Source organism: Psychrobacter sp. 1U2 (genome assembly GCF_051847575.1).
Genome location: NZ_JBPYDC010000001.1, coordinates 1 through 21463 on the forward strand (window position 1 = coordinate 1; position 21463 = coordinate 21463).

Annotated in this window: 18 protein-coding genes; 14 read left to right on the plus strand and 4 right to left on the minus strand. The window is 43.3% G+C overall.

Annotation, left to right across the window (positions count from 1 at the left end; all coding sequences use genetic code 11):
- The first annotated feature begins 92 nt into the window (after positions 1-92).
- The 6 genes from ACS8FD_RS00005 to yfaE all read left to right on the plus strand — a co-directional run bounded on the left by ACS8FD_RS00005 (position 93) and on the right by yfaE (position 4382).
- The gene (locus ACS8FD_RS00005; RefSeq protein ID WP_439273851.1) at positions 93-1709 is read left to right on the plus strand and encodes a P-loop ATPase, Sll1717 family; all 1617 of its coding nucleotides are present in this window, start codon (positions 93-95) and stop codon (positions 1707-1709) included.
- Positions 1710-1817: 108 nt separating this feature from the next.
- The gene (locus ACS8FD_RS00010; protein ID WP_105246089.1) at positions 1818-2069 is read left to right on the plus strand and encodes a type II toxin-antitoxin system Phd/YefM family antitoxin; all 252 of its coding nucleotides are present in this window, start codon (positions 1818-1820) and stop codon (positions 2067-2069) included.
- Positions 2059-2346 carry a type II toxin-antitoxin system RelE family toxin gene (locus ACS8FD_RS00015; protein ID WP_439273852.1) on the plus strand — a complete coding sequence of 96 codons (288 nt, stop codon included), beginning with the start codon at positions 2059-2061 and terminating at the stop codon, positions 2344-2346. The genes ACS8FD_RS00010 and ACS8FD_RS00015 overlap by 11 nt, the downstream gene beginning before the upstream one ends.
- A gap of 65 nt (positions 2347-2411) precedes the next feature.
- The gene (locus tag ACS8FD_RS00020; RefSeq protein WP_439273853.1) at positions 2412-2789 is read left to right on the plus strand and encodes a hypothetical protein; all 378 of its coding nucleotides are present in this window, start codon (positions 2412-2414) and stop codon (positions 2787-2789) included.
- 75 nt (positions 2790-2864) lie between these two features.
- A complete protein-coding gene (nrdB, locus tag ACS8FD_RS00025) occupies positions 2865-3998 on the plus strand; it encodes a class Ia ribonucleoside-diphosphate reductase subunit beta (RefSeq protein ID WP_439273854.1) in 1134 nt (377 codons plus the stop codon).
- 117 nt (positions 3999-4115) lie between these two features.
- The gene (gene yfaE / locus ACS8FD_RS00030; RefSeq protein ID WP_439273855.1) at positions 4116-4382 is read left to right on the plus strand and encodes a class I ribonucleotide reductase maintenance protein YfaE; all 267 of its coding nucleotides are present in this window, start codon (positions 4116-4118) and stop codon (positions 4380-4382) included.
- Positions 4383-4507: 125 nt separating this feature from the next.
- On the opposite strand, the gene ACS8FD_RS00035 is transcribed toward yfaE, so the two are convergent.
- A complete protein-coding gene (locus tag ACS8FD_RS00035) occupies positions 4508-5821 on the minus strand; it encodes a S1C family serine protease (RefSeq protein ID WP_439273856.1) in 1314 nt (437 codons plus the stop codon).
- A 364-nt stretch (positions 5822-6185) separates the two neighbouring features.
- Here ACS8FD_RS00035 and ACS8FD_RS00040 point away from each other — a divergent pair, with 364 nt between their 5' ends.
- Both ACS8FD_RS00040 and ACS8FD_RS00045 read left to right on the plus strand, forming a co-directional pair.
- Positions 6186-7106, plus strand: coding sequence for a Nif3-like dinuclear metal center hexameric protein (locus ACS8FD_RS00040; protein ID WP_439273857.1), 921 nt, complete (start codon positions 6186-6188; stop codon positions 7104-7106).
- 731 nt (positions 7107-7837) lie between these two features.
- Positions 7838-9037, plus strand: a complete 1200-nt coding sequence (locus tag ACS8FD_RS00045) for an MltF family protein (RefSeq protein ID WP_439273858.1) — start codon at positions 7838-7840, stop codon at positions 9035-9037.
- 124 nt (positions 9038-9161) lie between these two features.
- On the opposite strand, the gene ACS8FD_RS00050 is transcribed toward ACS8FD_RS00045, so the two are convergent.
- The 3 genes from ACS8FD_RS00050 to ACS8FD_RS00060 form a co-directional block, all read right to left on the minus strand.
- A complete protein-coding gene (locus ACS8FD_RS00050; protein ID WP_439273859.1) occupies positions 9162-12131 on the minus strand; it encodes a LysM peptidoglycan-binding domain-containing protein in 2970 nt (989 codons plus the stop codon).
- Between the two features lie 367 nt (positions 12132-12498).
- Positions 12499-12993 carry a nuclear transport factor 2 family protein gene (locus ACS8FD_RS00055; protein ID WP_439273860.1) on the minus strand — a complete coding sequence of 165 codons (495 nt, stop codon included), beginning with the start codon at positions 12991-12993 and terminating at the stop codon, positions 12499-12501.
- A gap of 162 nt (positions 12994-13155) precedes the next feature.
- On the minus strand, positions 13156-14376 hold the full coding sequence (locus tag ACS8FD_RS00060; protein WP_439273861.1) for a CNNM domain-containing protein: 1221 nt from the start codon (positions 14374-14376) through the stop codon (positions 13156-13158).
- Positions 14377-14991: 615 nt separating this feature from the next.
- On the opposite strand from ACS8FD_RS00060, the gene yajC reads away from it, so the two are divergent.
- From yajC to ACS8FD_RS00090, 6 genes are all read left to right on the plus strand, one after another.
- A complete protein-coding gene (gene yajC, locus ACS8FD_RS00065) occupies positions 14992-15330 on the plus strand; it encodes a preprotein translocase subunit YajC (RefSeq protein WP_439273862.1) in 339 nt (112 codons plus the stop codon).
- A gap of 189 nt (positions 15331-15519) precedes the next feature.
- Positions 15520-17397 carry a protein translocase subunit SecD gene (secD, locus tag ACS8FD_RS00070; protein WP_439273863.1) on the plus strand — a complete coding sequence of 626 codons (1878 nt, stop codon included), beginning with the start codon at positions 15520-15522 and terminating at the stop codon, positions 17395-17397.
- Positions 17398-17406: 9 nt separating this feature from the next.
- Positions 17407-18669, plus strand: coding sequence for a protein translocase subunit SecF (gene secF / locus ACS8FD_RS00075; protein WP_439273864.1), 1263 nt, complete (start codon positions 17407-17409; stop codon positions 18667-18669).
- A gap of 166 nt (positions 18670-18835) precedes the next feature.
- Complete coding sequence (locus tag ACS8FD_RS00080; protein ID WP_439273865.1) at positions 18836-20239, plus strand: MATE family efflux transporter; 1404 nt, start codon at positions 18836-18838, stop codon at positions 20237-20239.
- A gap of 217 nt (positions 20240-20456) precedes the next feature.
- On the plus strand, positions 20457-21101 hold the full coding sequence (locus ACS8FD_RS00085) for an AzlC family ABC transporter permease (RefSeq protein WP_439274036.1): 645 nt from the start codon (positions 20457-20459) through the stop codon (positions 21099-21101).
- Positions 21094-21453 (plus strand): AzlD domain-containing protein, encoded by a 360-nt coding sequence (locus ACS8FD_RS00090; RefSeq protein ID WP_439273866.1) that lies wholly within the window; start codon positions 21094-21096, stop codon positions 21451-21453. Before ACS8FD_RS00085 ends, ACS8FD_RS00090 begins: the two co-directional genes overlap by 8 nt.
- The last annotated feature ends 10 nt before the right edge of the window (positions 21454-21463 follow it).

Sequence of the window (21463 nt, forward strand, 5' to 3'; positions counted from 1 at the left end):
CAAGGATGGATGGAGAATAATCTACCTAAACTCTTCCATGATATGGGTTGTATCTCTTTTATTGTGGATTGACTATAATAATAAAGCCTAATATGAAAATAGGTCACTTAGATGCTGAAAGCGACCATAAGTTTTTATCCGAATGTTACGTCGATAAAAAATCGATGGGCTTATTGATTAATGCTAGTGATAGTGAAGCATTAATTTTAGGAAGAACAGGAGCTGGAAAAACCGCTTCTTTGTTGAAGATAAAAGAAAAAGTTGATAGCGAGCGATCGAAAATAATAAACTTAGAAGAAATTTTTCTAAAATATATTGATAACTCTAATATAATAAAATTCCTATCTGAGTTAAACATTAATTTAGAGTTATTTTATAAATATCTTTGGAGACATATTTTAACTATAGAGTTTTTAAAACTAAAGTATCCAAAAATAAACGATAAGAATAAATTTTCACAACTCATTCAAGAATTAAGAAACTTAATAAGAAGAACGGAAGAAAAGTCTGCTTTACATTATTTGGAGCAATGGTCTGACAAATACTGGATTGAATCAGTAGAGAATATTGAGGAAATAGTAAAGAAATTTACTAAAGATGTGAAAGCGGGTTTTGATGCTTCTCTTTTCGAAAGTAAAATAACAGCTGAAGCCGCTAAAAACATTACGGAAGATCAGAAATCTCAGATTGAAAATAGAGTTAGAAATATCGTGAGCGATCTTCAAATAACAGAGTTGTCAAAAGTTATAAGTTTGCTCAACGAGCATATCTTTACAGATAATAAAAAACCATACTATATTTTGATGGATAAGCTTGACGAAAACTGGGTATCTATTGATGTAAAGTATAGTTTAATAAAGAGTTTGATTGAAGAAATTAAATACTTTAGAAATATTAATAACGTTAAAATCCTTGTGTCATTAAGGTTGGATTTATACCAACTAACTCTAGATAAAGTTTCCTCTCATGGGTTTCAAGAAGAAAAGCTATCTTCTTATATATATAAATTAAATTGGACTGATAAAGAACTGAAGGAGATTGTAGATAAACGTATAAACTTTTTGTTTAAACATCAATACTCGAACAATATGGATATAACTTTCGAAGATATATTTCCTTCCACAGTTAATAATAGAAATAGAGATCCTTGGCAGTACCTAATAACTAGAACTTTTTGGCGTCCAAGAGACATACTTCAATTTATTAATTACTGTCTAGAACAAGCAGTTGATAAAAGTCGTATCGAGTGGGGAAGTATTCATAAAGCAGAAAAAGAATACTCAAAGAATAGACTCAAAAATCTTAATGAGGAATGGCAAGATATTTATGAGTCTTTAAAATATACAGCATATTTAATATCTAATTGCGATGAAGTCTTATCAATTGATGGTTTTAAGGCGATGGTAAGTGATGATGCCTTAATTAATATTTATCCTTTATTAAAAAAAGAAAATATCAATGATTCAGTTGCTTTAGTAATTTATGAATATATTGATCGTAATGGTAGCAGGGAAGATATTATCACTGAACTTATCAGTTGCTTTTATAGGATAGGTATTATTGGAGTTTCAGATATGTATCCAGATAGCTTTGATTGGTCTTTTAGAGACATGTCTCACAAAACAAGCTTTGAATGTAGCAGAACTAGTTATATAAAAATCCACAAAATGTTTCATCAAGCTTTAAGAATTTCTATAACTTCTGTCTAATTTTAAGGATTATAAGTTCTACAAAATATATAGATTAACAAATAAGACCTAATTTTCGTGCTAAAATTAGCCCTATATTTAGGACACAATATTAGCGGAGAATGAATCATGCAACCGATATTTGCGACACAGACAGCTAGCATCTCAGAGCTCAAGACCAACCCTTCAGCACTGATTAAACAATCGGATGGTGAATCTGTGGCTATTTTAAATCACAATAAACCCGTGGCTTACTTAGTTTCCACAGACATGTACGAGCGTATGATGGAAGCCATGGACGATATGGCACTTAGCCAAACCGCTAATGCTCGCATGAATGACGGGCAGACACCGATAAAGGTTACATTGGATGACTTATAGTCTTGAGTTTCATCCTTTGGCATTAAAAGAATGGAAAAAGCTAGCGCCCAGTATTCAGCAGCAGTTTAAAAAAAAGCTGCAGCAGCGATTATCAAACCCACGTGTGCCTGCGTCAAAACTCTCAGGGCATCCAGATACCTATAAAATCAAATTGCGTACTGTGGGTTATCGTTTGGTCTATAGCGTCAAAGATGACGTTGTGGTGGTCTATGTGCTGGCCGTCGGCAAAAGAGAAAACAATAAGGTATATGAGAGCCTTGCAGTACGCCAACCATAGCTCAAGCATAATCAAAAAAAACCCTTTAACTTTACCGCTATAATCGCAACACATAAAGAATAAAAATGACGGAGGTCATAGACGTGCACTATACCGCAATCATCAAAGACGGTGGTTTGTTTATCCCTAACGTATTTTCAGATATTAATGATGGTAGCTCGCACATCGTACAAATAGAAGTCGATATCGAAGCGGTGCGCGAGCAATTGAACCCAAGCGTTGCCTTAAATCAAGAAAGCGCAAAAAAAGAGGTCGCAAAAGCCGCGAAAAAACCAGCAAAGCGTGTCACTAAAAAAACAGCGGCAAAACAGCCTCAAGACGAAGGATTAAGCCCGCAGCGTAAAAGCGCTATCGATGAATTGGAAGCTTTGGATGATGGTGAGCTCAGCGAGATGCTCAAAGCTTATGTCAACGAAGGGCAGATATCTTTGGAGAACTTGTAGGTTATTTGGTAAGACACCCTGTAGAATGTATTTAACGTTTATATCAATCAACTAGATATTTAAAAAGGCAGTTTCATGACTTATTCAATCTTTAATCAAACCCCGAATAATGCGCTTACAGAGCCGATGTTTTTTGGTCAGCCGGTCAATGTCGCCCGCTATGACCAACAAAAGCACCCGATCTTTGAGCAACTGATTGAAAAGCAGCTGTCGTTTTTTTGGCGTCCTGAGGAAGTCGATGTCTCAAAAGACCGTATCGACTTTAGTAATTTATCCTCGCACGAGCAGCATATCTTTATCAGTAACCTCAAGTATCAGACCCTACTCGACTCCATTCAAGGTCGTAGCCCCAACATCGTGCTGCTGCCACTGGTGTCGATACCTGAGCTTGAAACGTGGATTGAGACTTGGTCTTTCTCCGAGACCATTCACTCGCGCAGCTACACGCATATCATTCGTAATATCGTTAATGATCCGGGCCTTGTCTTCGACGATATTATGCAAAACGAGCATATTCTAGAGCGCGCCTCTGACATCGCAGGCTACTATGATGAGCTGTATCGTAACTCGCAGCTGTATAGCTTGTACGGTGCCGGCACGCATAAGGTCAATGGCGAAGAGATCAGTGTTGATTTGCGCTCATTAAAGAAGCAGCTCTATCTATGCATCATGGCGGTCAACGTGCTTGAGGCGATTCGTTTTTATGTGTCGTTTGCTTGCTCGTTTGCCTTTGCTGAGCGTAAGCTGATGGAAGGTAATGCCAAGATTATTAAACTGATTGCTCGTGATGAGGCGCTACATCTAACCGGTACACAGCATATGCTGAACCTCATGCGCAATGGTAAGGATGATCCTGAAATGGTAGAGATTGCCGCTGAGTGTTATGAGCAAGGGATCGAGATCTTCCGTAAGGCCGCTGAGCAAGAGAAGGAATGGGCGGGATATTTGTTCAAAGACGGCTCAATGATTGGCCTGAATAAAGATATTTTATGCCAGTATATTGAGTACATTACCAACCTGCGTATGGAAGCAGTCGGCCTGCCCTCCGCCTTCCCAAATTCGAAGTCCAATCCTATTCCTTGGATCAATACTTGGCTGTCATCTGATAACGTACAGGTGGCGCCGCAAGAGACTGAGATCAGCTCATATCTGGTCGGTCAAATCAATTCAGACTTATCCGATAGCGATTTTGATGATTTTGAGCTATAAGATTATCAGTTATAAGAGAGTTTTGATTTAGGTTTTATACTTGTAGCCAAGTTTAGGCTTCACTATGGAGCAATGACGCGTTATTGATGATGCTAGATGAATAATGTTAGGTGAATTATGACATGGGTGATGACCAGTAAGCAGCAGTTCTATTTACATGACGACGAGAGTCTATTGGATGGGCTTTTGCGTACCGGCCATGAGGTCAATTTTCAATGTCGAGAAGGTTATTGTGGTAGCTGCCGCGTACGCCGTATCGCAAGCTCTCACGTAGTGGACTATCCTTTTGCGCCACTGGCGATGATTGAGGACAATGAGATATTGGCCTGCTGCTGCCGCGTACAAGGCGTTATCTATATCGATCATGAAATGGTAAAAAATTGATTTATAAATAAACAAACCGCTCATAAAAAACGCGCTATCTTTAAAAGACAGCGCGTTTTTTTATTGATGAGTATTGCATATCACTCAAGACTACTTGGACAGTAGCGCTTAAGCAATATGAATCATTATTGAGGTGCGCCTTCGTTTTCGAATAGCTTCATTAGCTCCTCGCGCATACGGTCGCGCTCTTCTTCAGTCATCATCGGTCGATCTTGTGACTCACCGTGATAGTTATCTTCAGGGCCGCCTTCCATGATGACAGGACGCTGCACCGCTTCTTGCGTAGGCCGTTCTGCTAGCGTCACATCAATGCTCGCATTTTTACCATTGCGCAAAATTTGCGTATTCAATACCGTATTAGGGGGCTTGCGTGCTACGTACTGAATTAAAGTATTGGCATCGGTCATCTCAACCCCATCGATAGTCAAAATAATATCACCAGTCTCTAGACCACTAAGCGCGGCAGGACCTTGCGGTACGACGTTGAGCACTTCGACGCCAGTTGACGTCTCAAGCTGAGTTGGATCACGCAGCTGCGACTGAATTTCAATACCAAGCCAGCCACGGCTGACGCGGCCGTCTTTGATCAGTGCGTTCATTACTTGCTCAACGAGCGCGGTTGGGATGGCAAAACCAATACCCATAGAGCCGCCTGAGCGCGAAAAGATGACGGTGTTAATACCGACCAGCTCACCGCGCGCATCAACGAGTGCACCACCTGAGTTACCTGGATTGATAGCGGCGTCCGTCTGAATAAAGTCCTCAAACTTATTGACCCCAAGGCCTGTACGACCAGTAGCTGAGATGATGCCTTGCGTCACCGTTTGACCAACGCCAAAGGGGTTACCAATTGCTAGCGCAAGATCGCCAACGCGAATAGGCTCTTCACGAAACCCTAATGGCGTCAGCCCAGTCATATCGACTCGAATCACCGCCAAATCACTATCTGGATCCGTACCGATGACTTTGGCACGGCTCTTGCGCCCATCACTGAAAGCAACGGTAATCTCATCGGCTTTTTCGACCACGTGCGCATTGGTAACGATATAACCGTCTTCGGAAACAATAACCCCTGAGCCTAAATTAGTAGGTCCTGGGCCTTGCTGCTGGTCACCATGGTTTTCAAAGAATCGGCGCAATACTGGATCGTCAATGTAGGGATGCTCTGCCATCGCCTGCGTAGTATAGATATTGACCACCGACTGGGAAGCGCGCGCCACGGCATTGTGATAAGAAGAGATCGGCGCTGGCGTATCAGCGACTGGCGCTGAGGCTTCTTGTTCAGTAGGTGTCGTCCTTGGTGGCTCCCATGTTGCCTTCGAGGGCGTCTTCATGCTCATAAATAGCCAAACAAACGCTGCAATTACTATTAATAATAAAGCCCAAGGTAACCACTTTAAAAGCGATGTCTGGCTGTTAGGCTTTTGGGAAGACGACATAGAGAACCTCTGTAAATTTTATACTAATGAATAAAACGGTGATAAATATTATAGTTTAGATAAGGCTGCGATAAGCTTTTTTAAAGGCAAGGGCTATATGAAATAGCTGCGCTCACCAATTATAACTGTGCTTATTATACAGTAGTGAGGCATCGTGTAGCCTTTCAGTTATTATCCTCAAAGGTAATTTTATACCCGCTTCAAATAAGCTCAATTAATTGCCTTAATAGCAATATGCTAAACTAACCCCCGTTTAAACACTTCATTTCAGCTGAAACGCAAAACCTTTGCCCTACTTATTTAATTTTTACTACTTATATAAAGAATTAAAGCCATCAAATCATGAAAGCAATCAGGAGAGATCATGAACCAAACACATATCTTAGATTCTAATAACCCAACTGCTAGTGCTAGTAACAGCAGCAATAACGAAGCGCGATCCATAAGCGCACAGGCCTTGGCCAAATTCTGTGATGATTATCTAGACACTAATGCGTTTAAAGACTATTGCCCTAATGGTCTACAAGTCGATGGCGGACGTCCTATCCAGCGTATTATCACTGGCGTAACCGCTTGTGAGGCGCTAATAGATGCTGCGATCAAGGCTAATGCTGATGCCATTATGGTGCATCATGGCTATTTTTGGAAAGGTGAACCTGAGCCTATCACGGGTATGAAAGGTAAGCGTATCCGTAAACTCATGCAGCATGGTATCTCCTTAATTGCTTATCATCTACCGCTTGACGCGCACCCACTAATAGGCAATAACGCCAAACTTGCTGAAAGTTTAGGACTGACCATAACTGGTGCTCTCTACCCTCATGAGACGCATCCCGTTGGTAATATTGCTACTGGTAAGCCGCAAAGTGCAGCAGATTTGATTGAGACGATTACCCAAACTCTACAGCGTAAACCTTTGCACATTGCAAGTGACTTTTCACTCGCTTACAGCAATACTGATCAGTCACTTGCCCATAACACAGAAAAGAATAGTACAAACGCTACCCTCACAGCAAAATCAACGCCTAAGCAAATTGAGCGTATCGCTATATGTACCGGGGGCGCGCAAGATATGATCGAGCAAGCAGCGCTGATGCATTGCGATGCTTATATTTCAGGAGAAATATCTGAGCGCACCACACACAGTGCTCGCGAATTAGGTGTCGATTACTTTGCTTGTGGTCATCATGCGACCGAACGCGGCGGTATACAAGCGCTAGGAGAATTAGTTGCTGAGCAGTTTGGTTTGCCTGTTACTTTTGTCGATATTGTCAACCCTGCGTGACTGTTAAGTTTTATTACTGCTTTGTTAACGTAACTTGAATAATTGCTATATATTCCTCATAAAGTATAATTGTAAGAGAATGTTCTGTCATGAGACTTTTCATTAATATAGCCTCCGGTTATGACCTTGATTGAGTCCCTTTTTAGGTTTTAGCTATGATGATTTTCATAGCAATAAAGGTATTCATTTCAATGTTGCGCGAGATGCTAGTTTTTTGAAGATAGTCAATTACCATAGATTATCATTATAAAAAGTTAACATCGGCGCTGGATAAGGGCTTATGAGTAGCAGGCGCAATATTGTTAGCGGCTTGTTATTCATAGAAGGGAATGCTGATTAAAGGTTTATTTACTTTTGATCCGGTCTATCGCTTCTGCTTTTATCGCAATAACTTTTTCATGGCCTTACCTTAGTATCTTATAGCCTTACTGCATAAGTATTTTGATGCCTAGTGAAGAAACTATACCAAGTTACTCTCTTCATTGAGTTTAGTGCATCCTTAAGCTTATGGATGTTAAAGGCTATTGATAGCACTGCTCTAACCAGCAGCTTCGACAAGCTCGTTTAGTCGACTATCTTATAAAGGTACCAAGCAACACTTTGCTTATCAAACTATTGTCTTAGTGATGAGTTTGAGAGTGTTGAAGACCTACATTTATGTGAAAACAGAGAACTTTGAGTATAAATGTCAGTCTAAGGGTAAGCAGGATGGCTACAATTAGGAGACATCCATGCAGCGTATTACTTATCGTGTAAAAGTATCCGCGCAAGGTGCTAGACGTCGTATTTCATATATATTACGTCCAGCCAGCCGCACACTTAGCACCAAAAGTAAGATCGTTCCATCGGCTAAAGTAACTCGTTTTGCCAAATCCAAAAAAATTGCTCAAATATCTAGTATTGCGTTATTATCTTTGCCCGCTAGAAGCCTTACCACTATGGAGGTACCGATACCGGCTTATGATCAGGTCATGTTAGATAAAACCTTGACTATAGCTGCTGTACCTGGCGATAGCACCTACTTCGCTACTGATGGTTTTCAGCACGGTTTTGGTTATGATCTGGTGCGCAGCTATGCCGACGAGCTTGGCGTCACTATCGATTTAAAAGCTTATGCGACAGAAGAGACGGCGCTTGCGGCATTAAAAAACGGCGAGGCTGATATGGCTTTGACTACAGCTAGTACTCAGCTCACCAATCAGCTTAATCTTGCTTCAGTGAATCTAAGCTGTGGTTATGATACTAGCTTGACTAATAACGGTCTAAATCCAAAGGTAAGCTGGACGTTCAACGATGCTAGTGATTTGTTATCACAAACGGCTAGTAGCTACCTGTGTGATAATATCAAGATCAATAACACACAGAAATTGGCGGCTTTTTATAATCAAAAACTGCTCAAAGATGCTTATAGTCAAAATCACTTTCAGCAGACCTTGACAGAGAAACTACCTGATTATCAGACTCAGTTCGAGCAGCAAGCACAGAACTACAATCACGATTGGGAGCTGCTAGTAGCGATGGGCTATCAAGAGTCGCATCTAGACGCTAACGCTGTCTCCCCCACTGGGGTACGAGGTATCATGATGCTGACCAATAGCACCGCAAAAGCTATGGGCGTCTCTGATCGTGTCGATCCGTATCAAAGCATCGGCGGCGGCGCTCGCTATTTAGAGCAAGTAAAAGCTGACTTTGCTGATGTGCCAGAATCGGATCGGATTTGGTTCGCGCTTGCCGGCTACAATATGGGGCCTAATGCAGTTAAACGAATTCAGCGTAAGCTACGTGAGCAAGGGATCGATGATAAAAGCTGGGCGAACGTATATGCCTACTTATCAGATAACAGAGCTTCCAACAGCCGCTACGGTCAAGCCATGCATTACGTCAGTAATATCAGAAGCTATCTTGAAACTATCAAGACTTATAGCGTGTAATAGAAAATATACTTAACTTCTGGTTTCTTATAAAAAGCATTGAACAATAAAAAGCTGCTCTTAATAATAAGAGCAGCTTTTTATATTCTCATCAATTAGCTCAGTGAGCTGACTTAAAGAACAACTAGCGATTAGGCACGGTTAGACGCTGACCGCGCTGTAGCATCGTATCAGTGGCAATATTATTCATATCAGCCAGCTCTTTGGTAGAAACGCCATATTTACGCGCTAGCCCAATCAAACTATCGCCAGAACTCACTGTATAGCTGACCGTCATTTTTGGCACTTTAAGCGTCTGACCGCGCTGCAATTGCGCGTTTGTGGCTAGGTTATTGGTAGCAGCAAGGTCTGCAACTGGTACCCCGAAGCGTGCGGCCAAAGCTATTAAGCCATCGCCTGATTGTACTTTATAGTTCTCGGTATTACTGAGGCTTTTACCGGTACTGGCTTTACTAGTCGATGAAGCGCTACTAGCAGTGCTCGTCGTAGTATTAGAGCGACCGCCTTCGGCTGGAATCGTCAAGCTGCGTCCTAATATTAGATTCGAGGTGGTGCTTAAATTATTAGCAGCGGCCAAATCACTGACGCCAATCTTATAGCGATTGGCTACGCCAATGAGAGTATCGCCCGAACGAATCTTATAGCTAATGGGCTTATCATTGAGCTTATTATCCACTTGTGATGCTGATACTGGTACTTTAATCGTTTGACCGCGTTGCAGGCGAGCTCGTTCATCAAAGCTACTATTAACAGCTGCCACTTGCGCTGCGCTCACACCTAAACTATTGGCGATACCTATGAGCGTCTCCCCAGATTTTACTTTATAGTTAGTGGTTGCGACCGAGCTATTTGAACGACTAGCCGAGTTGTTACTTGACGCTGTCGTATCGGCATTTGCAGGTATCTTTAGCGTCTGGCCAACATATAGCGAATCTGTACTGCTTAGACCATTGAGATCAGCTAAAGCCTGGGTTGAGATACCAAACTGCTTAGCAAGTGCTATAAGACCGTCGCCTGATTGGACTCTATAGCTCTTGGTCGCGGTAGTCGACTTTGCCCGATTACGCGGAGGAGCAGCAGGAGTAATAGCAGGCGCGGTTACTTTACCTGGCACTAACCAAAGCTTTTGACCTCGCAGTAAATCAGCGCGGCTACTTAGATTATTATAAGTCGCTAACTGAGTGACTGATAAGCCAAAGCGATTGGCCGTACCTATCAGCGTATCGCCGCCTTGCACCACATAGCTCTCAGGCTGAGCTGGTGTATTAGCACTGCTTAAAGGCTCGATAGGTTTGGCATTATATAAGTATAGAGTACTGCCAGAGAGTAAGTTAGCTTTAGGATCTATTTGATTCCACTCGGCAATCTCACGCCAGCTTATCCCAGCACGGCTGGCAATATTAGATAAAGTATCGCCACGTTTTACGGTATAAGTGCTGCGTTTGCCTTGTGGCTTTGCTTTACTGTTAGCGTTAGTTGCAAAACTAAGCCTTTTTTCTTTACCGCTAGCTTCTAATACAGATTGCTGAGTCTGTACGGCTGATAATTTGATATTACCATCAACCGAGCTGACCACCTCACGCTGATCTGGAGTTTGTAATTGAATCTGTTTGGCAATAAAGTCGCGCTCTTCTTGGCTAAGCGGCGGCTCTTGCACAATAGTGTTGTTGCTGGTTATCTGCGCAGAAGTCGTCGGTAAGCTGTTACTGCTTTTTAGCTCAGCGTTGATTTTTTGGGTTTCGCTACTAGTGATTGGTGGCTCAGTTCTACTATTGTTATTACTGCTATACACCGAGCTACTCGATGGCGTAGCAGCCGGCGAGATATAACTGGTCGTTTGCTGCGGTACGCTAGCGCTAGCAGCATATTCAGCCAGTCCGCCTCCCGTTGAAGGTAGCGATCCGCTGCTATAAGGCTTGCTATTATAAGTAGTCGATCCTGATGTGCTTGGCGTAGCTGAGGTGCTAGAGGCAATGACGTTACTACTGCCATTACCTCGTAGTGCGCTTAGTTTTGCGTCTATATTGACCGCGACATCATTAGGGATAATGACTCGCTGTGGGCCTGAACCATCAATACGGCCAGAAGTAAGTGCGGTATTTAATCTTTCAAGCTCATCGTAGCTGACACCAGTGATCTGAGAGACTTCAGCCAAACTGACGCCATAGTTGGCAGGGACACTGCGAAAATGCTGACGGTTGGCGATGGCAGGCAGATAAACCCCAAACTGTGACGGATTCGCGACAATTTCAGCGACTGCTAAAAAGCGTGGCACATAATTCATCGTCTCAGTAGGTAATCTTAGTGACCAATAATCTGTTGGCAATCCTCGCGCAGCATTGGCATCAATAGCTTTTTGAACGCGTCCAGGACCTGCGTTATAAGCCGCCAAGGCCAGCTCCCAACTGCCGAACTGATTGTGTAGTGCCGTCAAAAAGTCATAAGCGGCCCGCGTCGATTCAATAACATCGCGGCGACCGTCGTAAGTACTGCTCTGATTAAGACCATAGATGCGACCAGTACTTGGGATGAACTGCCACAGGCCTGCGGCGGCCGCACTACTAGTACCACTAGGATCATACGAGCTCTCGATAACTGGTAATAATGCCAACTCGGTAGGAATGTTGCGGCGCTCCGCCTCGCGCACGGTATGATATAAATAGCGACTGGCGCGCGCGGTCAAACGGTTAAGATAGTCTTGTCTACTCGTAAACCAACCCTTTTGACCCTCAATGCGTTGATTATAGATAGGGCGTCCAGCATTCATCCGATAACCGGCGCGCAGGCGATTCCATAAATCACCGTACTGCTGAATGGCAAGTTTATTGCCTTCAACCATAGTCATGTCACTGGCTTCTAATAGATCTGCCAATTCATCTAAGCTTTCTGCATCCAAATAAGCCGTTGAATAGTCATCGCTAGCTGTTGTTTGCGACGCCGCAGTTGGCCGTTTGACAACGACAGGGGTTTGGTTTTTAACGCCCGTGTTTTTTACTGCTGAGGTATTACTACAAGCACTGATAAGTAGAGCTGATACGGCAAGAGTCAAGGGCAATGCGATGAACGAACGGGAGTTTGACGGCACAATAGACATGATAATGGCGGCTTCCTAGCAACAAGAATAGATAAAAATGAGAATGGATAGCTGACTTAAGGTAAATCCTCAAGACCTAGATAACAGTAAGCTCTTAATAAAGCATAGTATAGCTCTTAACAAAGTTAGCTTCTAGAAGATAGTATAGTATGCAACATGAGACAAAAACCATAACTATTGCAAAGTTAATTGCCGGTTAAGCGTATGGTTATCATGCCTCTTTTTGCTTACTTTGATAAGTCTAAACTCGCATTTTATAAGCGACCATATCGCGAGCTTTAGCAAATGACTCAATAGTTCAGACCAACTCATCAGTCATCATTCACTACTTATCATTCAGCAATTACAGTTTATTGATTACGACTTATTAATTAATAATCACTTGTGACACCGCTCTTAATAGTACGGCATTACCCGTTGACAAGGTTAATGTCACTCTTGAGGTAGTCACGAATGAGACATTATTGCCATCCTTAACCCAGCTCTCCGTCGTGTTAACGTTAGCTTTGGCTTGGTCTCCGGTAATAACAATATTATCGATATTAATATCGTAACGATAATTGGAGGTCTGATTCCAACTGTTTTGTAATAATTTTAGATACGCATCTTTATCTAGGCTGGTTGATTTACCTTTTCTAGATAAAGAGATAAGCGCATCATCAGACACCAAACGCGACACTTGGCTGATATTTTTATTATTAGCGGCGGTCTTCATTGAGCTGGCATAGTTTTGTACTAAACTTTGGCTCATCGTAGCGGCTTGCGCGTTAATAGCGACTACGCTTACACCGGTGGCTAATGCTGTGATACTAGCGCCTTTGATTAACAAAGCCAGTAAACCCTTACTCCCCAATCGTCTCATTTTCGTCCTCAGCGGTTATCTTGAAAGTTTTAGCCTATCACTAATTTCTCACAGTCATGTAACACCCTGTGTGATAATTGCATGTCTAATAACGCGATCTTATCTTGCCTTTTAGCCCTATTTGAATCACTTTACCCAGTTTCCTGACTTATCAATTATTAACTAAAGCTTAGGTTTGTCAGTACTTTTGTCAGTACTATGGTTCTCACCCACTCCGGGGTAATTCTCATGCTCGTCGTCGCTGAGCTTCATACCTAAACGCTCAACTCGGCGATCCATCATCTGCCTAGCTAATGCTTGCATATCCTCGACTCGGTCGATCTCATCGACAATCTCAAGGCCCAATAAGGTCTCAAATACATCTTCTAAAGTTACCAGTCCTTTAACCTCACCGTACTCACCGACGGTAATAGCAATATGAATTCGATTTTTTAGCATCAGTTCAAGTAAGTCAAACAATTTCATCTTGGAGAAGACAAACGTTATTTCTCGTTGAAACTGAGTTAAAGGCTTATGGGTAGCGTGATTAACTTTTGCTAATAATATATCTGTTTTTAGCACAAAACCGGTAATATTATCCAAGTCACCATCATAAATAGGCAACCGTGAAAAAGTCAGTTTAGGGCGATCCGCTAGCAATTCAGTGACAGTTTTGTTTTGTTCAAAGGCGAGCATCACTGAACGCGGAGTCATAATATCTTCGACTTTTATGGCGCCAAATGCTAAGAGATTACGAATAATACGCGACTCTAGCGGGTCAATCTGACCGGCCTCCTCCCCTATACTAGCAAGTGCCGCAAACTCACGGCGACTAAAGACATCGCTCTCTTTGCTTCTGACTAGCAGCTTAGTGAGACGCTCTGATACCCAAATTAGCGGATATAAGATCACAATAATACCGCGAACAAAATAGGCCACCATACCGCTGAGCTGACGCCAATAAACCGTTCCAAGCGTTTTGGGTATAATCTCAGATAAGAATAAAATAGCTAACGTCATAAACGCTGAAAACACGCCAAACCAAGCACTACCAAAGACAATCGTCGCTTGTGCCCCAGCGCCAATAGAACCAACCGTATGCGCTACCGTATTCAAAGTTAAGATAGCTGCAAGCGACTGATCGATATTATCGACCTTAAGACGTTTGAGCATCAAAGCTTTGTTAGGGTTCGTCTCTTGTACATCAGCAATATAAGAAGGAGTCATAGTCAGTAGCGCTGACTCTGCAAGCGAGCAGACAAACGAGATACCGATCGCTAATAGTACAAATAGCACTAGTAATAGCACACTGCTCGTAGTCGCTTGTGCTGCGACATCTACCGCTGCAGTTGAGCTCGCTGCTAGTACGGAAGTCGGCAGCAAAAGCAGTAAACCACTAAACATAGCAGTGCAAACAGATAGTATCCATTTATAACAGCTTGAATTTTCTATAGGGGGAGGCTCCGCTGAAGCTTGTTTACGACAAGCGCGTAAGCGATATAAACGAGAAGTAACCAAAGAGGTAAGCAGCAAGTTGGGTAACCTAAGATTTAATAAAAGGTAAAGCGAAAAAATAAAGCGCCGCTATAAAGCCAACACTTTTACAAGCATTTGATATTATCATTGATACTCGGGTTTCACAATATTTTGTCTTCGTGCAATGGAGCTACGGGTGTTTCAGTCTTAAATTTAGCAGTCTCAATAACATTTTTATCGGTATACTGACGCTTATAGCTATATTTGTCAGGTCAGGTAACTTAGTATTTTACTGTATTTATATTAGGTTTATAGTGATACGGACGCTAACCTACTTTGCGCTGCCCATGTTTAGTCGCAATTGACGACTAGAACTAGCATCTAGAAGCATTTATCTGCGCTGATACTTGCTATCAAAAGCGCTACGCCCATTATCAGTCTAAGAAAAATACGCTCGTGTTATGATTAACAGTTACTAAGTCTTAGATTTTTTGTTACTATGCGTCTAATTTTATTATTGTACATCACTTATTGAGAGAAATTATGAGCTTTTTTATCCAGTCAGCCCATGCCGCTGAAGCAGCGGGTGGTGCCGCCGGTGGTGCGTCACTATTTGGTCAGCTACTACTGCCAGTCGCTTTTTTTGCCATCTTTTATTTTTTGGTTATTCGTCCGCAGTCTAAGCGTACCAAAGAGCATCGCGCGATGGTAAGCTCACTCACGGTGGGTAGCGAAGTTATTTTCGCTGGTGGTTTGATGGGCCGCATCAAGCAAATCGAAGGCGATTATGCTGTCGTTAGCTTAAACAACAATACCGATGTAAAAGTGCAGCGCGCATCTGTGATCTCAGTACTTCCTGCAGGCACTATTGAGAGCGTTTAAGTCTTACCTCAGTGCTGCTTGATAGTATGAGCTAGATTATAGTCATTTAGAGGTTATAGTCCTTTATTATAGTCACTTATATTGTAATGACCGTTCATTAATTACGGTCATTTTTGGCTATTAGATACCTTGTTATCTACTCACTCACGGTCTGCATCGCCAGTCTTTTATCAATATAAAGAAGTCATTATGCAATATCCCGCATGGAAATACCTAGTTATCATTGTCGTGCTTATCGTGGCAGGTCTTTACGCGGCTCCTAACCTTTATCCTGATGAGCCTGCGGTGCAGATTACGAGTGCTGCAGCAGGTACTCAGCTGTCTGAGGGAGTCTTAACGGAGTCTGAGCGTCTGCTTAACGAAGCCAATATCGACTTTCACGACGGTAGTTTTGAGGGCAACAGCGCCTTAGTTCGCTTAGATACTCCAGATGAGCAGCTAAAAGCTCAGGAAGTCCTACGCCAAAACTTGGGCGATGATTACGTCGTCGCGCTGAACTTAGCGCAAACAACGCCGCAGTGGTTACGCGATATTGGCGCTAAGCCTATGAAGCTCGGTTTGGATCTTCGCGGCGGGGTACGCTTTGTACTAGAAGTGGATATGGATAAGGCGCTAGAGCAGCGTCTTAGCAGCGCTAGTCGTGATGTGCGCCGAGATCTACGTGCTGAGCGAGTGGCGGTAACGGGTATCAAGACTGAAGGCCAAAGCATCGTTTTACACTTCTCCGACACTGACACTCGCGGACGTGCACAAAACATCCTACAAGCCTCAATGGGTAACGATTTTGCGCTACAGTCAACCATCGATGACCAGGGTCCTGCGCTAGTCATGTCTTATAACGATGCAATGGTCGATGAGATTAACAGTTACGCGGTCAATCAAAACTTAACGACTTTGCGTAACCGGATTGCTGAGCTTGGGGTGGCAGAGGCATTAGTACAGTCGCAAGGCGCTAGCCGTATCGTAGTGGAGCTGCCGGGCGTACAGGATACTGCCGAAGCCAAACGGGTACTTGGACGTACTGCCAACCTTGAGTTTCGCATGGTCGCTAAAGATGCCGAAAACTATACCGGCGGTATCCCCCCTGCGGGCACTGAAGCCTTTCCTTTCCAGTCCTTAGATGGTCCTCCAGTCCTACTAGAGCGTCAAGCTATCGTCACCGGCGACAAAGTCACTAATGCGCAGACAGGCGTCGATGAGAGCGGTACACCTGAGGTAAATATTACCTTAGATAGCGCTGGTGGTAGACTGATGCAAAACGCTACGCGCACTTCAGTTGGCGAGCAAATGGCAGTATTGTTTATTGAAAATAAGCAGCGTATCACTTATGAAGAAGATCCAGCGACTGGGGAGACGACTGAGATTCGTACCCCTTATGCTGAGACCAAAGTCATCAACCGCGCCAACATTCAAGCGGTGCTGGGCTCGTCGTTCCGTATTACCGGCTTAGATAGTAGCGCTGAAGCTGCAGAACTGGCGTTACTATTACGCTCAGGTGCTCTAGCTGCGCCGATGTATTTTGTAGAAGAGCGTACTATTGGTCCCTCACTCGGTCAAGAAAATATCGATAAAGGTCTGTTCTCAACGCAAGTTGGCTATCTATTAGTATTCGCCTTTATGATTGTTTTCTATCGCTTGTTTGGGGTGATTGCTAATGTTGCGTTAGCTGTTAACGTAATCATTATTATCTCAATCATGTCGATATTAGGCTCGTCTCTTACTCTACCTGGTATCGCCGGTATCGTCTTAACCATCGGTATGGCGGTCGATGCCAACGTGCTGATATTTGAGCGCATACGCGAGGAGATTGCGAACGGAGTACGGCCAAAAACCGCTATCGTCGCAGGCTTTGATCGGGCTTTTAGTAGTATTTTTGATGCCAACATTACCACGCTATTGGTGGCTTTTATCTTATTCGCTATCGGTACCGGTCCGATCAAAGGCTTTGCTATTACTTTAGCGATTGGTATTGTCAGCTCACTGTTCACTGCTATTTTGGTAACGCGAGCGCTAGTACAAATCGCTTACGGTAAGCGCAAATCTATCAAACGTTTGAGCATCGGTTAGGAGACTACTATGGCGATCGATCAGAATAATCCGAACAATAAAGACAACCTGCCGACCTCGAATAGCTCAGGCAATCAGTCAGGTGGTAGTGGCTCAGATAATAATCAAAAAGGCAATAAACGTCGCCGCCGCAATAAGCCGCGCCGTGATGGTAAAGGTAGCAACACTCAAACCAATACCCTAAATAAAACGTCTAAAGGCAATAAACGCGACAACGCTCCAGACTCACAAGCACTAGGGCCTGTCAATGCAGTAGATCCGAGTCACTTCGATGGTGACGCCGCTGATGACGCGGCGGCGGCGGCCGAAGGCGGCATAAAAGCCATCGGCAACCAGCGTATTATTCCTTTCATGAAGTTAGAAAAGCCTATGGGCCTACTCTCTATCTTTATGGTTATCGCTAGTATTATTGCTATTGCTGTTAATGGCTTAAATTTAGGACTTGATTTCACCGGCGGAGTATCAGCTGATGTCAGCTACGGGCAATCTGTCGAGCAAGTGGCTGTGGTTGAGGCCTTAGCCGATAACGGTTTCGATGACGCTGTCGTTCAGTACTTAGGTACGAACAAAGAGCTGCTAGTACGACTACCGCCGCAATCTGATAATATCGATGGTCTCAATACTAGTTTAGACACTGCATTAGATTTACCTAATAACCCAGCTAGCATTAGCAACGTCAACATTATCGGTAGCCAAGTAGGTAACGAGGTCTATCTCAACTCAGTCATGGCATTGGTATTAGCACTTGTGAGTATGCTAGGTTATGTGGCGCTACGCTTCCAGTTTAAGCTATCATTAGGCGCAGTATTATCGTTATTTCATGATGCTATCGTGACTATTGGCGTCTTTGCGCTGTTTGGCTTTCCGTTTGATCTAACCGTACTAGCAGCGGTACTCGCGCTCATCGGTTACTCATTGAATGATACGATCGTCGTCTATGACCGTATCCGTGAGAATTTCCGCCGGGTTCGCGGTATTACTCCGCGACAAACTATTGATTTGTCGTTAACTGAGACCTTGCGCCGTACGATCATGACTATCTCAACGGTATTACTAGTTGTGCTGGCTATGATGTTCTTAGGTGGTGATGGCTTATACTGGTTCTCAGTGGCGTTATTTATCGGTTTACTTGCTGGTACTTACTCTTCTACTTATATTGCCAGCTCTATCCCGTTAGCGATGGGTCTATCACGCGATGATTTTGTGGTAAAAGTAAAACCTGAATTTGAAGAAGAAATCGTTAGCTTCAATGACCCAAAAATGTTTGAATAACTTTTGTAGTTAATTTCTTTTTTAGCTGCTAATGATTAACAATAGTTAGCAGCAAAACGGTTTTTAAAAAAGCACCTGACTCATTACTGATGAGTGTTGGGTGCTTTTATTTTTGTATTATTGTGAAACGCAGAGCAATTTAGGCGTTTAAAAACAGCGATATTTTATGGCCATGACCACAACAGCAGCGCCCCAACCTATCGATACGCGCTATCGGCATATCATCTCTATCGCCGTGCCTGTCATGTTGGCCAATTTGGCTATGCCGTTACAAAGCCTCATCGATACTGCGGTCGTTGGTAATATGAATGAGGCGGCCAATCTTGCCGGTATGGGGCTTGCGATACAGTTATTATCGTTATTATTAGTCAGTTTTAACTTTTTGCAATACGCCTCCTCTGGCTTATCGGCTCAAGCTTTGGGTCAGCTCAGTGATAGTAACTCGTCTAATAGCTCAAGCTCAAAGCAAATGGCTTCAGCCTTATTGTCTATTTTGCAGCGAGCTTTGGTATTAGCTTTTATTATCGGTGCGCTATTACTCTTAGCAAAGCCTTGGCTGATCGAGTATGGCTTGCATGCGCTATCGGCTAACCCAGCGAGCGGGATCGCTGCCAAGACCTACTTAGATGTGCGCTTTTGGGGAGTCATCGCTGAGCTGATGAACTTTGCTTTTATTGGCTGGTTTGCAGGGCAAGGTAAGACGCGTTATATGCTCTATCAGCAAGGCTTTATTGCACTATTAAACATTATACTGACGCTATTCTTTGTCTATGTTATGGGTCTAGGGTTAGTCGGTGTCGCGTTAGGGACTACCATCGCTTTTTGGTCAGGAGTGCTGTTAGCACTTTGGCTGAGTCGCCAGCATTTACAGCTGTCATGGTCGGCACTTTTTACTACTGACGCTGAGCATTTTACGCGCTCGAAAATGCTTAGGCTATTTTCTTTAAATAAAGATATTTTTATCCGTACGCTTATTTTGACTTTGAGCTTTGCTTGGGTCACTAGACTGTCAGCGCAAAGTGGCGATTTAGTTTTGGCCGCTAACGCTATTCTTTTGCAAGTCCTCAGTATTTCAGCCTTTGCTTTAGATGGCGTAGCCGTGTCTGCAGAAACACTCGCCGGACAAGCTGCAGGACGACGTGATTGGCGACGCTTTGCTATCATTGTTAAGCGCACTGGTATCGTCAGCTACGCTTTGGCACTTTTGCTCAGTCTGCTGTGGTTACTGGCCATGCCCACTTATCTGCAGACGATGACCAATATCGAACCGGTGCTCATGCTCACTCGTCAGTATCAGAACTATGCGATACTACTGCCGCTGATAGGCGTAGGCGCTTATTGGCTTGATGGTATATTTTTTGGATTAACTGCCGGTAGCGTGATTCGTAATGCAGCCCTACTCTTAGCCGTAGTTTTCTTCCCTATCAGCTGGCTACTTTATGAGCGCTATGATATGACCGGTATTTGGCTCAGTGTCTGGTGTCTTTTAGCATTACGATTAGTTATTCTCGGTGGATTTTTATATCGTGCTTATCGCACCGGCAATTATGAAAAGCTGCAACCCAACTAAAAAATAGAATGAGCTGAAAAATAGAATGAGCTAAAAGTAAAACTGTAGCCACCAATGCAAATTTACTAGAAGTGCTAAACCTTATAAATACAAGCTGCATCTAATATATAAAAACATTGAAAACTCGGGGCTTAACGTGACAACTTCTTACTCCAAACAACAAACACAAGCCTCCTACCGGTGGGCTGATGGCTTTAAAAAAAGCTTGGCGGTAGCGATGGGCTATTTGCCTGCTGGTATTGCCTTTGGTGTCCTCGCACAAGTGGCGGGCATTCCTATTTGGGCAACTTTGATGCTTAGCTTATTTCTCTATGCAGGCGCAGCGCAGTATGCTTGCTTGCCCATGCTAAGCGCTGGTCTGCCTGTGGGTAGTATCGCCACCAACATTGCCGCGATTAACTTACGTCATGTTTTTTATGCTATGCCTTTGTTGCAAACGATGCCTACCCAAAAGCTTGCCAAGACCTATTGTTTATTCGCGCTGACCGATGAGACCTTCTCGGTAATGACAAGCCTGCCTGTCGAGGAGCGCCAAGCGTTAATACTGCCTATCAGCCTATTTAATCAAAGCTGGTGGGTATTAGCGTCACTCATTGGGGTGATGATAGGTAGCGCCCTTAACGACTTAGTGCCGCATCTAGATTTTGCCTTAGTCTGCTTATTTGCAATATTAGCCTATGAGCAGTTTCAGAACGTTAAACGGCTATTTCCTATCGCTATCGCAGTTATCGGTCTTATACTGGCTTCCTTATTCACCAGTGATTGGCTATTATTAGTTGCTATTAGCTTTTGTATGCTACTTATTTTAGCGCGTGGATTTTGGTTGCAGTACCATGTAACAGGAGAGAGCTCTGATGACTAGCCAATATCTAATCATAGCCACTTTCGCTATGGCAGCCGTGACTTTTATCACCCGAGCTATCCCCGCTTTAATACCCAAAAAGATACTAGACACGCCTTGGCTACACAGGCTTAATGAGAGCTTACCCTTATCGGTGATGGTGCTGCTCATTTTGACCAGCTTAGCTTATCAAGACTTATCGCTGCGCCATAGTTTAGCCAGTCCTGAAGTGCATCTATTGTTAGCTCAGATTGGCGCATTAGCTCTGGTATTTTTGATTTATCATTTTAGCAAGCAGCTGTTAGTGAGTATGATAGTTGGTATAGCGGCTTTAAATGGTTTGCTTTGGGTGTTTAGTCAGTTCTTAATTTAAACGCTATTCA

What these genes read in the sequence shown, in the direction of transcription:
- ACS8FD_RS00005 (WP_439273851.1), top strand. Translation starts at nt 93, where the DNA reads ATGAAAATAGGTCACTTAGATGCTGAAAGCGACCATAAGTTTTTATCC.
- ACS8FD_RS00010 (WP_105246089.1), top strand. Translation starts at nt 1,818, where the DNA reads ATGCAACCGATATTTGCGACACAGACAGCTAGCATCTCAGAGCTCAAG.
- ACS8FD_RS00015 (WP_439273852.1), top strand. Translation starts at nt 2,059, where the DNA reads ATGACTTATAGTCTTGAGTTTCATCCTTTGGCATTAAAAGAATGGAAA.
- ACS8FD_RS00020 (WP_439273853.1), top strand. Translation starts at nt 2,412, where the DNA reads ATGACGGAGGTCATAGACGTGCACTATACCGCAATCATCAAAGACGGT.
- nrdB (WP_439273854.1), top strand. Translation starts at nt 2,865, where the DNA reads ATGACTTATTCAATCTTTAATCAAACCCCGAATAATGCGCTTACAGAG.
- yfaE (WP_439273855.1), top strand. Translation starts at nt 4,116, where the DNA reads ATGACATGGGTGATGACCAGTAAGCAGCAGTTCTATTTACATGACGAC.
- ACS8FD_RS00035 (WP_439273856.1), bottom strand. Translation starts at nt 5,821, where the DNA reads ATGTCGTCTTCCCAAAAGCCTAACAGCCAGACATCGCTTTTAAAGTGG.
- ACS8FD_RS00040 (WP_439273857.1), top strand. Translation starts at nt 6,186, where the DNA reads ATGAACCAAACACATATCTTAGATTCTAATAACCCAACTGCTAGTGCT.
- ACS8FD_RS00045 (WP_439273858.1), top strand. Translation starts at nt 7,838, where the DNA reads ATGCAGCGTATTACTTATCGTGTAAAAGTATCCGCGCAAGGTGCTAGA.
- ACS8FD_RS00050 (WP_439273859.1), bottom strand. Translation starts at nt 12,131, where the DNA reads ATGTCTATTGTGCCGTCAAACTCCCGTTCGTTCATCGCATTGCCCTTG.
- ACS8FD_RS00055 (WP_439273860.1), bottom strand. Translation starts at nt 12,993, where the DNA reads ATGAGACGATTGGGGAGTAAGGGTTTACTGGCTTTGTTAATCAAAGGC.
- ACS8FD_RS00060 (WP_439273861.1), bottom strand. Translation starts at nt 14,376, where the DNA reads ATGTTTAGTGGTTTACTGCTTTTGCTGCCGACTTCCGTACTAGCAGCG.
- yajC (WP_439273862.1), top strand. Translation starts at nt 14,992, where the DNA reads ATGAGCTTTTTTATCCAGTCAGCCCATGCCGCTGAAGCAGCGGGTGGT.
- secD (WP_439273863.1), top strand. Translation starts at nt 15,520, where the DNA reads ATGCAATATCCCGCATGGAAATACCTAGTTATCATTGTCGTGCTTATC.
- secF (WP_439273864.1), top strand. Translation starts at nt 17,407, where the DNA reads ATGGCGATCGATCAGAATAATCCGAACAATAAAGACAACCTGCCGACC.
- ACS8FD_RS00080 (WP_439273865.1), top strand. Translation starts at nt 18,836, where the DNA reads ATGGCCATGACCACAACAGCAGCGCCCCAACCTATCGATACGCGCTAT.
- ACS8FD_RS00085 (WP_439274036.1), top strand. Translation starts at nt 20,457, where the DNA reads ATGGGCTATTTGCCTGCTGGTATTGCCTTTGGTGTCCTCGCACAAGTG.
- ACS8FD_RS00090 (WP_439273866.1), top strand. Translation starts at nt 21,094, where the DNA reads ATGACTAGCCAATATCTAATCATAGCCACTTTCGCTATGGCAGCCGTG.